Origin of the sequence: Pseudomonas sp. RL_105y_Pfl2_101 (genome assembly GCF_963970585.1) — a bacterium.
GTDB lineage: Bacteria > Pseudomonadota > Gammaproteobacteria > Pseudomonadales > Pseudomonadaceae > Aquipseudomonas.
In genome coordinates this window covers 39,298-55,301 of sequence record NZ_CAXAPG010000001.1, presented here as the reverse complement: position 1 = coordinate 55,301, position 16,004 = coordinate 39,298, and the positions used below count along the sequence as shown (strand labels likewise).

General features: G+C 61.1%; 14 protein-coding genes. 6 read left to right on the top strand and 8 right to left on the bottom strand.

Features of this window, described 5'->3' with window-relative positions:
• Positions 1–50 precede the first annotated feature (50 nt).
• From accC to AACY31_RS00230, 7 genes are all read right to left on the bottom strand, one after another.
• A complete protein-coding gene (accC, locus tag AACY31_RS00260) occupies positions 51–1,406 on the bottom strand; it encodes an acetyl-CoA carboxylase biotin carboxylase subunit (protein ID WP_339478522.1) in 1,356 nt (451 codons plus the stop codon).
• A gap of 17 nt (positions 1,407–1,423) precedes the next feature.
• Complete coding sequence (accB, locus tag AACY31_RS00255; RefSeq protein WP_030138029.1) at positions 1,424–1,888, bottom strand: acetyl-CoA carboxylase biotin carboxyl carrier protein; 465 nt, start codon at positions 1,886–1,888, stop codon at positions 1,424–1,426.
• A 48-nt stretch (positions 1,889–1,936) separates the two neighbouring features.
• Positions 1,937–2,389 (bottom strand): type II 3-dehydroquinate dehydratase, encoded by a 453-nt coding sequence (aroQ, locus tag AACY31_RS00250; RefSeq protein WP_214913524.1) that lies wholly within the window; start codon positions 2,387–2,389, stop codon positions 1,937–1,939.
• 384 nt (positions 2,390–2,773) lie between these two features.
• The gene (locus AACY31_RS00245; protein ID WP_339478528.1) at positions 2,774–3,226 is read right to left on the bottom strand and encodes a hypothetical protein; all 453 of its coding nucleotides are present in this window, start codon (positions 3,224–3,226) and stop codon (positions 2,774–2,776) included.
• Positions 3,204–3,587, bottom strand: a complete 384-nt coding sequence (locus AACY31_RS00240) for a polymorphic toxin type 44 domain-containing protein (protein WP_339503624.1) — start codon at positions 3,585–3,587, stop codon at positions 3,204–3,206. Before AACY31_RS00240 ends, AACY31_RS00245 begins: the two co-directional genes overlap by 23 nt.
• 227 nt (positions 3,588–3,814) lie before the next feature.
• Complete coding sequence (locus tag AACY31_RS28775; RefSeq protein ID WP_445261513.1) at positions 3,815–4,858, bottom strand: methyl-accepting chemotaxis protein; 1,044 nt, start codon at positions 4,856–4,858, stop codon at positions 3,815–3,817.
• Positions 4,859–5,813: 955 nt separating this feature from the next.
• Positions 5,814–7,484: a GGDEF domain-containing response regulator gene (locus tag AACY31_RS00230; RefSeq protein WP_339478532.1), complete on the bottom strand. Its 1,671-nt coding sequence runs from the start codon at positions 7,482–7,484 to the stop codon at positions 5,814–5,816.
• Between the two features lie 284 nt (positions 7,485–7,768).
• Here AACY31_RS00230 and AACY31_RS00225 point away from each other — a divergent pair, with 284 nt between their 5' ends.
• The 6 genes from AACY31_RS00225 to AACY31_RS00200 all read left to right on the top strand — a co-directional run bounded on the left by AACY31_RS00225 (position 7,769) and on the right by AACY31_RS00200 (position 14,594).
• Positions 7,769–8,836 (top strand): DUF2333 family protein, encoded by a 1,068-nt coding sequence (locus tag AACY31_RS00225; RefSeq protein ID WP_339478533.1) that lies wholly within the window; start codon positions 7,769–7,771, stop codon positions 8,834–8,836.
• 3 nt (positions 8,837–8,839) lie between these two features.
• The gene (locus AACY31_RS00220) at positions 8,840–9,397 is read left to right on the top strand and encodes an NUDIX hydrolase (RefSeq protein WP_339478535.1); all 558 of its coding nucleotides are present in this window, start codon (positions 8,840–8,842) and stop codon (positions 9,395–9,397) included.
• Positions 9,398–9,566: 169 nt separating this feature from the next.
• Positions 9,567–9,938 (top strand): translation initiation factor Sui1, encoded by a 372-nt coding sequence (locus AACY31_RS00215; protein WP_339478537.1) that lies wholly within the window; start codon positions 9,567–9,569, stop codon positions 9,936–9,938.
• A 211-nt stretch (positions 9,939–10,149) separates the two neighbouring features.
• Entirely contained in the window at positions 10,150–12,063 is a 1,914-nt protein-coding gene (gene speA, locus AACY31_RS00210) for an arginine decarboxylase (protein WP_339478539.1), read from the top strand.
• 429 nt (positions 12,064–12,492) lie between these two features.
• Positions 12,493–13,800, top strand: coding sequence for a type VI secretion system Vgr family protein (locus tag AACY31_RS00205; protein ID WP_339478540.1), 1,308 nt, complete (start codon positions 12,493–12,495; stop codon positions 13,798–13,800).
• Entirely contained in the window at positions 13,797–14,594 is a 798-nt protein-coding gene (locus tag AACY31_RS00200; protein ID WP_339478542.1) for a DUF4123 domain-containing protein, read from the top strand. Before AACY31_RS00205 ends, AACY31_RS00200 begins: the two co-directional genes overlap by 4 nt.
• A gap of 3 nt (positions 14,595–14,597) precedes the next feature.
• On the opposite strand, the gene AACY31_RS00195 is transcribed toward AACY31_RS00200, so the two are convergent.
• The gene (locus AACY31_RS00195; RefSeq protein ID WP_339478544.1) at positions 14,598–15,947 is read right to left on the bottom strand and encodes an MATE family efflux transporter; all 1,350 of its coding nucleotides are present in this window, start codon (positions 15,945–15,947) and stop codon (positions 14,598–14,600) included.
• Positions 15,948–16,004 lie beyond the last annotated feature (57 nt).

The following is a 16,004-nucleotide window of genomic DNA, read 5'->3' as shown; positions in this document are numbered from 1 at the left end:
AAAAAAGACCCCGGCCAATGGACCGGGGTCTTTTTACATCACTTGAAGCATCAGTGCTGGTTGCCCAGCTTGTGCTCCAGGTAATGGATGTTGACGCCGCCTTTGCAGAAGCCTTCGTCACGTACGAGGTCGCGGTGCAGCGGGATGTTGGTCTTGATCCCGTCAACCACGATTTCGTCCAGCGCATTGCGCATGCGCGCCATGGCTTCGTCACGGGTTGCCCCGTAGGTGATCAGCTTGCCGATCAACGAATCGTAGTTCGGCGGAACCGCATAACCGCTGTACAGGTGCGAGTCGACGCGAACGCCATTGCCGCCCGGGGCATGGAAATGCTTGACCGTGCCTGGGCTTGGCATGAAGGTTTTCGGGTCTTCGGCGTTGATCCGGCACTCCAGCGAATGGCCGCGGATGACCACGTCATCCTGGGTGAGCGACAGCTTGTTGCCGGCGGCGATGCTGAGCATCTCCTTGACGATGTCGATACCAGTGACCATTTCCGAAACCGGGTGCTCCACCTGAACACGGGTGTTCATTTCGATGAAGTAGAAACGACCGTTCTCGTACAGGAACTCGAAGGTACCGGCGCCGCGATAGCCGATGTCGATGCAAGCCTTGACGCAACGCGCCAGGACTTCCTCGCGAGCCTGCTCGTCGATGCCCGGTGCCGGCGCTTCTTCGAGGACCTTCTGGTGACGACGTTGCAGCGAGCAGTCGCGGTCGCCCAGATGGATTGCCTGGCCCTGGCCGTCGGACAGCACCTGGACTTCGACGTGACGTGGGTTGGTCAGGAATTTTTCCAGGTAGACCATCGGGTTGCCGAACGCCGCGCCAGCTTCGGAGCGGGTCAGTTTCGCCGAGGAAATCAGGTCTTCTTCCTTGTGTACCACGCGCATGCCGCGACCGCCGCCGCCGCCAGCGGCCTTGATGATCACCGGATAACCGACTTCGCGACCGATGCGCAAAGCGGTTTCTTCGTCTTCAGGCAGTGGGCCATCGGAACCCGGAACGGTTGGCACACCCGCCGCGATCATGGCGTGCTTGGCCGAAACCTTGTCGCCCATCAGGCGAATGGTGTCGGCTTTCGGGCCAATGAAGGCAAAACCGGAATTTTCGACCTGTTCGGCGAAGTCGGCGTTTTCCGCCAGGAAGCCGTAGCCAGGGTGAATGGCGGTAGCGCCGGTCACTTCGGCAGCGGCGATGATCGCCGGGATGTGCAGGTAGGAGTGCGCAGCCGACGCCGGACCGATGCAGACGGATTCGTCCGCCAGGCCCAGGTGCATCAGTTCTTTGTCGGCCTTGGAGTAAACGGCGACGGTCTTGATGCCCATCTCTTTGCAGGCACGCAGAATCCGCAGGGCGATCTCACCGCGGTTAGCGATCAGAACTTTTTCCAACTTCGCAGTCATCAAAGGCTCTCCGCGGTTCAAACGATGGTGAACAGCGGTTGGTCATACTCAACCGGCTGGCCGTCTTCGACGAGGATGGACTCGATCACACCGCTGGTTTCAGCTTCGATGTGGTTCATCATCTTCATGGCTTCGACGATGCACAGGGTGTCGCCTTTCTTCACGGTCTGGCCGACTTCAACGAAGGACGGCGAGGATGGCGAAGACTTGCGATAGAACGTGCCCACCATTGGCGAACGGGCGACAGTGCCGTTGAGCGCTGGCGCAGCCGGTGCGGCTGGCGCTGCTGCGGCAACCGGTGCTGCTGCAGGAGCTGGCGCGGCGGCCGGAGCCTGCATCGGTGCCGGTGCATAGAACTGCTGGGCCGGGGTCTTGCTGTGGCGGCTGATGCGTACGGACTCTTCGCCTTCCTTGATCTCAAGCTCGTCGATGCCGGACTCTTCCAGCAATTCGATCAATTTCTTAACTTTACGGATATCCATGAATCATCAACTCCCAAGGGTCGGTCAGGGGCGTTTAACGCTTGTGGTTCAAGCTGTTGCCTGTTTTTCAAGCTGCTCTAGGGCGGCCTCCAGGGCCAGCCGGTAACCGCTGGCGCCAAGGCCGCAGATCACTCCCACTGCTACATCGGAAAAGTAGGAGTGATGGCGGAAAGGTTCGCGTTTGTGCACGTTGGACAAATGCACTTCGATGAATGGGATGCTCACCGCCAGCAGCGCGTCACGTAATGCGACACTTGTGTGTGTAAAAGCTGCTGGATTGATCAAAATGAAATCCACGCCTTCGTCACGCGCGGCATGGATGCGGTCGATCAATTCATATTCGGCGTTGCTTTGCAGATAGAGCAAATGATGGCCGGCGTTGCGGGCCCGCTGCTCCAGGTCCTGGTTGATCTGGGCCAGTGTCACGGCGCCATAGACGCCCGGTTCACGGGTGCCCAGCAGGTTCAGGTTGGGTCCGTGCAGGACCAATAGGGTCGCCATCTGCTGTTCCTTGTTATCTGTGAGCAGGTATCAGAACTTGGCGACTATGCCGCAAAGCCTTTGTGACTGTCCAGTTCTCTGCAATAGCCAGCACGATGACCGATGTTTGCGCGAAATTTATGACTGGGGTCTTTGATCCGGTCATACGGTTGGAGCGGGCCTCCTGTGGGTGCCTGCTCGCGATGACGGCGGCCCATTCAACCTCGATGCAAACTGATCCACTGCTTTCGCGTTCAAGCCCGCTCCCACAGGGATTTGTGGTGAGCACAAAATTTATGCCTGCTGAAGATCCAGTGTGGGAGCGGGCTTGCTTGCGAAGAGGGCGGTCCATTCAGCATCGATGCAAGGTGACCCATCGCTTTCGCGAGCAGGCTGCTCCTTCATTTAATCTGTAGGACTTGAACGCAAATAGATATTCACGGATGTGTAGTCGACACCATCGACATGTCGATAGAGGGTGTTGCTATGGTAGGCATAGACTTCCTTATCAACTGACACCGTAATCGTCGACTCCTGAATGTCGACAGTTATTGAGCCATCACGGGTGACAAGAAACGGCGTCGCGGTTTTCAATTCGGAAAGGATGTCACTGTCGGCTGCCAGAGTCCGATAGACGTAGTAGCGATAACTGAAAGGAACCGTCGCTCCACCACGATCATCCTTTACGCCATAGATAAATGCATCGTGGGACAAAGGTTTTCGTAAGACGATCTCTGTCAGTTGGGGCATATTCTGAGGGAAGAAGCATAGCCAACTGATGTAAGCCAGCGCGAGGGCAAGCAAAGCACACAAGACAGTGAGATAGGCGGGCTTTTTAGTAGTTTCTGAATTTGGCATATTTTATCCCCTCCTTGATCCATCGTTGATCTGCCGGATCGTCGCCGAAGGGGGCTTGCCCCCACCATGTACCGAACTCCGCCGCGGTTGTTCCTGCTCGACTTTGGGCCAGGCCTGCAGCCCGTAAAAGAACGTCTTCACTGAAGCCTGCTGCGGCTTCGGTGGCACCGTAGTTGAAATTTCCAAAGGCTTCATATTCGGCGGATAGTTTCTTGTAGTCCCAAGGGCCACGATTTCTGACTTGGGTATAAAACCAAGAGTAGATAAAAGCCGATCCAGCTTTCAGAACATTTTTCTTATGAAATGCCACTGCCACATTTTCTTCGACAGAAACATCGGGTGGCGACGCAGGTACCCTCATTGCATGCTCCTTTTGCAATTTCTTGAGGGGGTGGGAGCCTAGCATGAAGATCACCGTTACAAAATTCCGTAACCTGCTCCATGCGACAACCCCCATCGGTGCTGCGCAGCAGCCCCAAAACCATTCAAAACGGTGTATCGGAAAAAACAGTAGGCAGGTTTACGACTGCTGCGCAGCCGAGCGGGAGCAAGCGCCCTCGCCACAGTGATTCGTACAGTTTCTTGGTGTTAAACCCGAAACGCCTGCACTGCCGTATGCAGCCGCCCACCTAGCACCAGTAGGTTATCGCCCTGTTCCCGCCCCTGGCCGATGCGCAGCAGGTTGTCCCCGCCCAGTTGGTGAATCCGTTCGCTGTGATCGCGGATTTCGCTGACGGCGCCGCTTTGTTGGGCGGTGACGTCGGCGATGCGTACCGCCGTGTCGGCGATGGTCTGGATGGCGCCGACGATCTCATCCAGCGCGCCGTCGGCCGCTTGCGCCTGGTTGGCGGTGGCTTCGGCGTGTTCGACCTGGGTGCGCATGCCGTCCACCGATTGGCGTGCAGCCTGTTGCAGGCGGGCGATCAGCGTCTGGATTTCGGCGGTGGCGCCGGCCGTGCGTTGGGCCAGGGAGCGGACTTCTTCGGCCACCACCGCGAAGCCCCGGCCCATTTCCCCGGCGCGGGCGGCTTCGATGGCGGCGTTGAGGGCCAGCAGGTTGGTCTGGTCGGCAATCGAGCGAATCACGGTCAGCACACCGCCGATGGTGGCCGACTCCTCGGCCAGTTGTTCGATCATCTGTGCGTTGCCTTGCACTTCCCCCACCAGCGCGTGCAGGCCCGTGAGGCTCAGGCCGATGACTTTCTGTCCTTGCTCCACCGCATGCCCGGCGCTGCGGCTGGCGTCTGCGGCTTGGCTGGCATCGCCGGCCACTTGCTGGATCGTCGCTTCCAGTTCGCTGAGGGAGTCGCGGATCAGCGCCGTATCGCCAGCCTGATGCTCGGCCCCACTGTGCAGCTCGCCGCTCAGCTCGGCCAGGGTCCGGCTGCTACCCGCGACCTGCTCGGCGTTTACCCGAATGGTGCCCACCAGGTCCGCCAGGTAAGCGCGCAGACGATTGAGCGAAGCCTCGATGTCTTGCAATTCGCGGTTACTGGCGCCCACGTGGATATCGCGGCTGAAGTCGCCCTCGGCCCAGGTCGACAGGGCTGGAGCCAGGTGCGTCAAGGTACGGGCCAGGCGTCGCTGCAAGGTGTCGATGAGCAGCGCGATCAGCAGGATCAGGCCAATCATCACCCCCTGGATCAAGCGAACCTCTCCCTGGATCTGCCCATGCTGGGCCCGTACCGCCGGTTCCATGGCATCGATCGCCTGTTGCACGTCGGCGATTTTCAGGTGCGTGGCGCTGCTCAGTTCGGTGCGTTTCTGGATCAGTTCACGGGTACGGGCCAACTCTGCCGGGTAACGGCTGAGCAGGCTGTTGAGTTCGCGCTTGAGGGCGATACCAGCATCTTCGGCGACGGTTTTTTCCTGGCTTTCCAAACCCATCAGCGCAGCGAAATCATCGCTGCCTGATTCGCTGCTGGCGGTGACACCCAGCAGTGGCAGGCTGTCGAGGCGCTCGGCCTCTACACGGATGCTCGCCAGTTCCCGCTCGACGTCGGTGGCCAATTCGCTGTGGCCACTGCTGACCAGTTTGTCCCGCGTGAGGGACAACCGGCCCAGGTGCTGCGAAGCGGCAAACAAGGGTGGCAAGTAGGCCGGGGCGCCGTTGGCGTATTGGGCCAATTGGTCGAGGCTGGCGCTCAGTTCACGCTCGGCCTGTAGCAGCAAGGCCTGCGGATCGCCGGCCAGTTTACCGGCGGCCAGCAGATCAGTCTTGCTGAAACCATCGAGGTTCGACAGGCTCGGGCGCAGGGGCTTGGCCAGTGCCGGCGGGAACTGATCGAGGTCTTTCTGCAGGGTCTCCAGGGCCTGGGTGGCAGCACTCAGGCGCAAGGCGTCGCCGCTGGTCAGGTAGTCCTCGATGTTGCGAGCTACTTCGCCCTGGAACTGCCGCGACAGGCCGAGGTAGCGCTCCATCAGCAAGTAGGGCCGTTCCAGAGCGATCTGCGACCACCACAGCGTGGCCCCAAGGCCCACGCACACGGCAACGAGAAGAAGGGTGTTGAGATTGGTCAGCAGCTTCAGGCGCATCAAGGGTCTACCGGGGGCAGAATCGTAAGTGCCTGAATTTATTGCGCTTGCGTTACAGGTTTATGACCGAATCAGTCGATTCTGATGAAAAAGTGGCACTTTGCTTTGATTGACGAGCGCTCTGTACCCGGTTGCGCCCGGCGTGCTTGGCGCGGTACAGCGCTTCGTCCGCCTGGCTGGCCATCATCAGGCTGTCGGCGTCATCGCTCATTTCCACCACGCCGGCGCTGAAGGTGCACCACAAATCATGGGGTTGGGCCGGGTAGTGGATTTCGGCAAAGCGCTGGCGAATTTCATCCAGCACTTTGCAGGCGGCGTCGATGTCGGTGTCGGGCATGACGATGGCGAACTCTTCGCCGCCATAACGGCCGATGAAGTCGGTCTTGCGCAGGCGCTGCTTGAGAAACAGCGCCAGGCTCTTGATCACGCGGTCGCCCATGGGGTGGCCGTGGCTGTCGTTGACCCGTTTGAAATGGTCGATGTCGAGCATGGCGAAGCTCAGGGGCTTGCCTTCGCGACGAGCGCGGAAGCTGCAATCCTCCAGCAGTTGCAGGATATGGGTGTGGTTGTACAGGCCGGTGAGGCTGTCGCGCACCATCCGTGCCTTGAGGTTGCGCGCCCGGGCCGCACGGTTGCGCACCGTGGTGATCAGGTGTCGGGGCTTGATTGGTTTGGTGAGGAAGTCGTCGCCGCCTTCGCTCATGGCGTCGAGTTGCTTGTCCAGGTCGTCTTCGGCGGACAGGTAGATGATCGGCACGCTGACGTAGCGGTCGTTGTGGCGTATCACCTTGGCCAGTTCCGTGCCGGTGCAGGCCGGCATGTACATGTCGAGGATGATCAGGTCGGGCTGGAAGTCCGCCAGCTCGGCCATGGCCTGGATCGGCTCGATCAGCGTGCGGGTGATGATGCCGGCGCTGTTGAGCAGGCGTTCGGTGTGCATGGCCTGGGCGCGGGAGTCATCGATGATCAGCACTTTGTATGGATCGTACTGGGCGACGCAGGTCAGCACTTCGATTTTTTCCAGCAGGCTCGAGGCTTCGAGGGTGCCGGTGAGAAATTCCTGTCCGCCAGCGCGCACTGCGGCCAGGCGTGTCGGCGTGTCGGTTTCCAACAAACTGAAGAACAACAGCGGCAGCGGTTGTTCCAGGCCTTCCTGGGCTTCGGCGGCCAGTTTCAGGCCCGCACCGGGGCCGCTGAAATCCACATCCATGACAATCGCCGCTGGCAGGCGTTCGACCATCGAGGCGCGGAACGCCGCGACATTGTCCAGCGCCTGGGCGCTGAGGCCGAAGAACTCCAACTGTTTGGCCAGGCGCTCGGCGCGGTCATGGTCCTGCAGCAACACGTAGATGGGTTTGCGCAGCGGCGGCAGGAAGGTTTGTTCCAACTGGTCGCCATGGCGCAGGCCGGTACGAGACAAGCGCTGCATCAAGCGGTTGATTTCGGTGATCAGGTGGCTGCTCAAGCGCCCGCGATTGGCGTCCACAGCTTGCAGCGACTGGCTGATGCCTTGGGCCAACTGGGAGTGCTCGGGCTGTTCGAAGCGCTCGGCAAAGCGCAGCAGGCGTAGATTGGCTTCGCTGAGCTCCGACAGGTCGGTGTTTGACCACTCACTGCGTTGCAGGCGCTGCCAAATCTCCAGGATCTGACGAGCCTGATGAATTACCCGCTGGGCAAAGTGGTGCTTGAGGCGCTCACGGCTGGGGTCTTCTGGCTCGGTCATATCCTGACTACTAGTTAGGGTGCATGCTGAGATCGACTGGTGGCTCTATGCTAGCACCTCTTTTCATTTGCATGAGTGTCACACATCAATAATCTGTCCAGTCGCGAAATTCAGTTTGCGACCGCCCAGTCTCGTAGGCCAACGGCAACGCTTCCTTTATAGTGCTGTTCGATTGCCCTGTCGCGCCCGGCATGATTGGCGCCGCATTATCGCGTTTCAAATCAGGCACGATGGCGTAGGGTTGTGGTCGAACCGAGAACTCAAGTGATTGAAGGGATATCACCATGCTGGACTGGAAAAAACGCGCGGGCAGCGCGCCTGAACGTGCCGCCGAGCCGAAATCGGACACCCGCAGCTTCTTGGGTGGGCTTTTTTTCAGCCGTGCACTGGCCACGCTGATCGGTCTTTACCTGCTGGTGACCATTGCCGTCGGCTGGTATTGGAGCCAGGAGCCCGCGCTGTTCCCTGTGCAGCAGAACGCCCAGGCCGCGGCCGAGAAAGATGGCCGGCAGATGGTGGTGGGCTACACCACGGTCGAAACGCTCAAGACGGTGGCCGAGACCCTGCTGAACAAGCCGGGTGGCTACATCTCCAACGATCGCTTCCCGCCTGGCCTATGGATGGACAACATGCCGAGCTGGGAATACGGCGTGTTGGTGCAGGTCCGCGACCTGAGCCGCGCCTTGCGCAAGGACTTTGCCCGTTCGCAGTCCCAATCCGCCGAGGACGCCGATCTGGCCAAGGCCGAGCCGCGCTTCAACTTCAACAACCGCAGTTGGGTGCTGCCCTCCAGCGAGTCGGAATACCAGGAAGGCATCAATTTACTGAGCCGCTATCAGGCGCGGCTGTCCGACCCGAGCCAGAAAAGCGCACTGTTCTACGCCCGCGCCGATAACCTGAACAACTGGCTGGGGGATGTCGGCACTCGCCTGGGTTCGTTGTCCCAACGCCTGTCGGCCAGCGTTGGTCGGGTCAAGCTCAACACCTCGCTGAAAACCGAAGTCTCGGTCCCAGGACAGGTGCCGCAGGTAGATGAAGAGGTGGTCGAGACCCCGTGGCTGCAAATCGATAACGTGTTCTATGAGGCCCGTGGCCAGGCGTGGGCGTTGTCGCACCTGCTGCGGGCCATCGAAGTGGACTTCGCCGATGTCCTGGCGAAAAAGAACGCCACCGTCAGCGTGCGGCAGATCATTCGTGAACTGGAAGCGTCCCAGGAACCGGTCTGGAGCCCGATGATCCTCAACGGCAGCGGCTTCGGTGTATTGGCGAACCACTCATTGGTCATGGCCAACTACATTTCCCGAGCCAACGCAGCGGTCATCGACTTGCGGCAACTGCTGAACCAGGGCTGATCGATGAATGAAAGCCCCCGGGAGGTCGCTCACCGAGTGGCCTCGGATGCCGAGCTGATCGCGTGGGTCGATGAGCAGGACAACCTGCTCGGCAGCCTGGTGCGTTCAGAATTGCGTGAGCGTGGCCTGATCGGACGGGGCACCTACATCATGCTGTTCAATTCGTCCGGGGAGCTGTGTGTTCACCGACGTACCCTGAGCAAGGCCATCTACCCCGGTTTCTGGGACGTGGCGGCGGGCGGCATGGTGCAGGCCGATGAGACCTACGCCGAGTCGGCTGCCCGTGAGCTGGCGGAGGAGCTGGGCGTGAGCGGTGTGGAACTGACCGCCCACGACCATTTTTATTTCGAAGACCCCGGCAGTCGCCTATGGTGCTCGGCGTTCTCGGCGGTGTGGGACGGCCCGCTGGTCCTGCAGCCCGAAGAAGTCCTCGAAGCGCGTTTCCTGCCGCTCGAACAGGTGCTCGATGAAATCCAGCGCAAGCCTTACTGCCCGGACTCCCTGGCGGCGCTTGAACGCTATTTGCGGGTCCATGGTGGCAGCGTCGCAAAGAAGCTATAAATTGGCGCTGATTGGCCCTTAGCAAGTCGGCTTTTTGCCGTTACACTGCGCGACTTTTCAAGCTGAACCGTGTCTGCGGTCCAGTAGCGCTGCCCCTGCCTGAGTGGGGTTTCGCGGTCGAGGCACGTTCTGTCCTCGACCAGTCTTTGTCCTCCCAAGAGGATTGCCGGTGGCCAAAAAAGCCGCATCCTTCGCCGCCCTGGGCGGCCTGGTATTTTCTACCGACGCGGGTCGTCATTGCCCTGATTGCCGTCAACCGGTGGATGCCTGCATCTGCAAGCAGACCGCCATCCCTACCGGTGACGGCATTGCGCGCGTGCGCCGTGAAAGCAAAGGGCGCGGCGGCAAAACGGTGACCACGATCACCGGCGTGCCGTTGGCAGAAGACGCGCTCAAGGAACTGGCCACTGCGTTGAAGAAACGTTGTGGCACCGGTGGTGCGTTGAAAGACGGCATCATCGAGATCCAGGGCGATCACGTCGAGCTGCTGCTGGCGGAACTGGCCAAGCACGGCTTCAAGGCAAAGAAATCCGGCGGCTAGCAGCTTCTGTGAAAACCACCCTCGGCTTGACCCGAACCCAACGTTCGAGGGCGCCCGCATGGTTTTCACAGAGCCTGTTCTGAACGGGTTTCTAAACTCATCGCTGGGAGCAGGGTCTACCTTGCTAACAGGCAATTCGTCATTTTCACTCTCTAGACTGCCCCAGCCTCCGACCGGATGGTGCATTTTGACTTCTTTATAGGGGACTTCGATGTCCGTACGACGCACACGCAAAGACGATGGCAGCCAATGGACAGTTGCGGACAGCCGCAGTGTTTACGGGATTCGCCATTGGGGGGCCGGGTATTTCGCGATCAATGAAGCCGGTCGCGTCGAAGTCCGTCCGAACGGTCCCGGCAGCTCGCCCATCGATCTGTTCGAGCAAGTCGACCAGTTGCGCCAGAGCGGCCTGTCGCTGCCCTTGCTGGTGCGCTTCCCTGACATCCTGCAAGACCGTGTGCGCCAGCTCACCGGCGCGTTTGACAGCAACATCGCGCGCCTGGAATACCAGAGCAAGTACACCGCGCTCTATCCGATCAAGGTTAACCAGCAGGAAGCGGTGATCGAAAACATCATCGCCACCCAGAACGTCTCCATCGGCCTGGAAGCCGGTTCCAAGCCGGAGCTGCTGGCGGTATTGGCCCTGGCACCGAAGGGCGGGACGATCGTCTGTAACGGTTACAAGGACCGCGAGTTCATCCGCCTGGCGCTGATGGGCCAGAAACTCGGACACAACGTCTTCATCGTCATCGAGAAAGAGTCCGAAGTTGGCTTGGTGATCGAAGAGGCCGCAGCGCTCAAGGTCAAGCCCCAGGTCGGCTTGCGCGTGCGCCTGTCGTCCCTGGCATCGAGCAAGTGGGCCGATACCGGTGGCGAGAAGTCCAAGTTCGGTTTGTCGGCCGCGCAACTGCTGTCGGTGGTCGAGCGCTTCCGCGCCGCCGGCCTGGACCAAGGCATTCGCCTGCTGCACTTCCATATGGGCTCGCAGATCGCCAACCTGGCGGACTACCAGCACGGCTTCAAGGAAGCGATCCGTTACTACGGTGAGCTGCGCAACCTCGGCCTGCCGGTTGATCACATCGACGTCGGCGGTGGCCTGGGCGTGGACTACGACGGCACGCACTCGCGCAATGCCAGTTCGATCAACTACGACATGGACGATTACGCCGGTGTCGTGGTCGGCATGCTCAAGGAGTTCTGCGATGCCCAGAGCCTGCCGCATCCGAACATCTTCTCCGAGAGCGGCCGCTCGCTGACCGCGCACCACGCCATGCTGGTGGTGCAGGTGACCGACGTCGAGAAGCACAACGACGACGTGCCGGTGATCGACAACAAGCAGGAACTGCCGGAAACCGTGCAATGGCTGGTTGACCTGCTGGGCCCGACCGATATCGAGATGGTCACCGAGACATACTGGCGCGCCACTCACTACATGAGCGACGTGGCGACCCAGTACGCCGACGGCAAGCTGACCCTGGCCGAAAAAGCCTTGGCCGAGCAGTGCTACTTTGCCGTGTGCCGTCGCCTGCACAACTCGTTGAAGGCACGCCAGCGTTCGCACCGCCAGGTGCTGGATGAGCTCAACGACAAGTTGGCCGACAAATACATCTGCAACTTCTCGGTGTTCCAGAGCCTGCCGGACACCTGGGCCATCGGCCAGGTGCTGCCGATCCTGCCGCTGCATCGCCTGGACGAAGAGCCGCTGCGCCGCGCCGTGCTGCAAGACCTGACCTGCGACTCCGACGGCAAGATCAAGCAGTACGTCGACGAGCAGAGCATCGAGACCAGCCTGCCGGTTCACGCGCTCAAGCCGGATGAAGACTATCTGCTGGGCATCTTCCTGGTGGGCGCCTACCAGGAAATCCTCGGTGACATGCATAACCTGTTCGGTGACACCGACTCGGTGAACATCTACCAGAACGCCGATGGCAGCGTGTACCACGCCGGTATCGAAACCCACGACACCATCGAGGACATGCTGCGCTACGTGCACCTGTCGCCGGAGGAGTTAATGACTCACTACCGCGACAAGTGTGCCAGCGCCCGCATCAGTGCTGCCGAACGTACCCAGTTCCTCGATGCCTTGCGCCTGGGGCTGACGCGTTCGTCCTATCTGTCTTCTTGATGGGGAAGTGAGCGCCTTTCGGGCAAGGTGCTGAGGGAGGCTTGCTCCCGCTCGGCTGTGCCCTGTAGGCGCTGCCGATGGCTGGGATCTTTTGATCTTTCGCTTGGGACTCAAGTGTTTGGGGAAAGATCGCAGCCTCGTTGCACTCGACAGCTCCTACGCAGCTCTTACGCAGTCCAGTTCGCCACAGGATTGCATCATCGGCACCGTCCTCCGGGGCTGTCAGAAAATGCACCGCATGTTGCGGGTTTTTTCGGACAGTCCCGGAGGGCGTTTTTATTTGTGCCGTCGTTATTTCTGTACGTCGGTGCATTTAACCGGCGATGTCCTTATTTCGTGTAGTCCCTTTCCTAACTTGTGCTTGGCCCCTCTACTCGACCATGGCTCTCGGCGAGAATCCCCGACCGCCCCTCCTGTAGAGAAACGCCGATGTCCGATCCAGCCAGCGAGCCAGTCTTTCGTCTGGAGATAGCCGGTCTGCCCGAGCCTGTTGACGTCGTGGCCTTCACGGGTAGCGAAACCATCAGTGAACCCTTCGTCTATGAGGCGCAACTGTTGTTGCGCGACGCGAACCTGGACCTGGCGGGGCTGTTATACCGCAGCGTCTGGTTGAGTTTCGGGGCCCCAGGCCGGGGTATTCATGGGCAGCTCCATGAGTTGGTCCAACACCGTCATGGCGCCGGCTGCCGGGTGCGTATCAGGCCGAAGCTGGCCTGTCTGACGCAGCGTTTCAGCCAGCGGGTCTTCAGCGCCCGTTCGGTGCCGCAGATCATTCGCCAGGTGCTCAAGGCCCATGGCATCAGTGGCCGCAGCCTGTGCCTGGATTTGAGTGGCGATTATCCACTGCAGGATTTCTGTACCCAGTATCGCGAGTCGGACCTGCAGTTCCTTCAACGTGTATGCGCCCAGGTGGGTATCCACTTTCATTTCGAACACACACGGGACGGGCATTGCCTGGTGTTCGCTGATCATCCGCACAGTTTCCCTCCGGCCGGTAAGGCGGTCTACGCGGACGAGGGCCCGATTGCCGCGGTGCGGTCCTTCAGCGTGCAAACCGAGGTGTCGGGGGAGCAGGTCGCCCAGGGTCGCAGCGACTTGATGAACCTGCACGGTGGTCAGGTGCTGACGTTGATGGCCCATCCGTTTGCCGGTTGGAACCGGCGCTGGCTGCTGACGCAGGTCGAGCACCGCGCGCAGGCGGGGGTGTATGACAATCATTTCAAGGCCATTCCCCGGGGCGCGCTGTTCGTGCCAGATGAGGTTCCGATAAAGCCGCGCATGGTGAGCCGGCAACGGGGCTGGGTCGTGGCGGTGGACGAGCCGGCGGAGCCGGGTGCGGGGCGCGTGGCAGTGCAGCTTGACTGGGCCTACCAGGGCGAAGGTTCCAGCCCCAGTCATTGCTGGCTGCCCTTGGCACCCGAGCTGGTCGTGGGTGGAGCGGGCGCCCTGAGTGACGGCACCGAGGTACTGGTGAGCTTTATCGAAGGCGATCCGGATCGGCCAATGATCAGTGCATTTTTGAATGCGCCTGCCTCAGTAGAGGTTGTGGATGAGTTATCCACAGGCGGAACACGTAGACCATTGGTTGCCGATCCGGTCCTGTTGTCTGCAATCCAGGATGCCGAGCCGCTGGTCTTGTTGTGCTTGTTGCCCGAAGGCGGGCCGTTCAGCCCCTGCGCCCAGCCACTATGCACCTGCCGTATGCTCATGCGACGCGGTTCGGGCGTGGCTCGATGAATGCCGCGACCCTGTCTGGATCAACGCCGCAATGGCTGCTGCTCGACGTACCGAGTGCGCCTGGCGCTGCGCGGCTTGTGCACGCGCAGTTCGCCAAGGCCCGGTACTTTGCCTTGTTTGAAAATACCGAGTTGCAGGGGCTGCAAGAGCACGGTCCACTGTTGGTGGATCTGCGCCATTCGCCTGCGCTGGTCAGCCTTTGTCACTTGGACCCACGTTCCTGGCCGGGACTGTTGTTGGTCAGCCCATCGCCCGCTGCGCCATTGCTGGCGCATCTGCGACGCATGCTGACGGTGACCCTGGGTCTGCATCACAAAGCGTTGTTGAGCTATTACAACCCGCACATCGCCAGCTATTTCTTCGACGGTTGCAATCCTCAGGAGCTCAGTTGCTGGCTAGGCCCGATCAGTTCGTTGCGCTGGTTTGGTGGCACCTGGGCCGACCGGGCGATCGGTAGCCAGGGTTGGCAACAACTGTCCAACCCGGGGCTGCCGGTGGCGGCGCTGGAGAAAGAGCACGGCCTGAGCAACCGGCAGCAGGACCAGTTGCAACGATGCCTGCTGGAGCGTCACACCTGGCAGTGGTCCCGTTCTACCGGATGTGATTATCAGCGGCTCTGGGGGGATTTGCAGCAGGGCCTGGCGCTGGGGTTTACCGAGCGTGCGGTGCTCGACGACTGGCTGTGGCTGCGCCTGCAATACCCCGATGCCCGGCCAGTGCCAGGCCTGGTGGGCGGTTCGCAGCGCGAGCGGCTCGAGCATCTGCGTCGGCGCTGGCAGAGCAGCCAGGGTTGAACGTTAGTGGGCAGATGTGCCGAGCCAGCGGTCGTGGCGCTGCAAGTGCCAGGCGAAAGCACCGAGGGTCAGGCTGCGCAGGGCCATGAACAGCAGGAAGGTGATCCACAGCCCATGGTTGCCCAACCCTTGCAGTGTCCAGGCGATGGGCAGCACCAGCAGCAGGGTCAGCAGCATGCCGTTGCGCATTTCCCGGGCACGGGTGGCGCCGATGAACAGCCCGTCGAGCAAGTAACTCCAGACCGCAATCAGTGGCAGGGCTGCCAGGTATGGCAGGTAGCTATAAGCGGTGGCGCGCACGTCGGGAATGTCGGTCTGCATGTCAATGAACAGGTGACCTGCGCACAGGAACAGCAGTGCAAAGCCCAGGCTTGCGATCAACGACCAGCCGCACGCCACCACCAGCGAGCGACGCAGGGCCAGGCGGTCGCGGGCGCCAATGGCATGACCGCACAGCGCTTCGACGGCATGGGCCAGGCCGTCCAGGGCATGGGCTGTCAGCAACAGGCCGTTGAGCAGCAGGGCATTGGCCGCCACGGTCGCATCCCCCAGGCGTGCGCCTTGCACGGTGATCAGGAAAAACACCGCTTGCAGCGCCAGGCTGCGAATGAAAATGTCTCGGTTCACCGCCAGCAGCGGGCGCCAGCTCTGCCACAGCCCAAGGGCGGCCCAGGCGATCTGCCCGGGCCAGGCGCGCAGTGTGTTGCGGGCCAGGGCCAGGCCGACCAGCGCGCCGGTCCACTCGGCAATGACCGACGCCCGGGCCGACCCGGTCACGCCCCACTCCAGGCCGATCACGAACCATAGGTTCAGGGCGATGTTGACCAGGTTGGTCACTAGCAGGATCGCCAGCGGGGCACGGGCATTCTGGGCGCCGAGGAACCAGCCTACCAGCGCATAGCTGGCCAGCGCTGCCGGCAAGCCGAAGAGCCGGGTGTGGAAGAAGTCACGGGTCAACTGGTTGAGCTCGGCGGACGGCTGCATGAAGTGCAACGCCACGTCGCTCAACGGTACGCCGACGGCACCGAGCAGCACCGCCAACCCCAACGCCAACAACAGTCCTTGCAACAACACTTGTCGCAACGCTGCCCCATCATCACGCCCGGCAGCCTGGGCGGCGAACCCCGTGGTGCCCATGCGCAAGAAACCCATGGCCCACGCCAGCACCGTATACAAACTCGCCCCGACCGCCACGGCGCCTAGCTGATGAGCATGGGGCAGATGGCCGATGACGGCGCTGTCCACCAACGCCACCAGCGGTACGGAAATGTTCGAGAGAATCATCGGCGCAGCCAGCGCCCAGACCCGGCGATGGGTAAGGCGGTCGCGCCAGTCGGAGGTCAGGTTGGACATGCGGGCTCCTTGATGGAGCGCGATTGTAGCGGGTTCTCGCATTGATCGTTCCCTCGC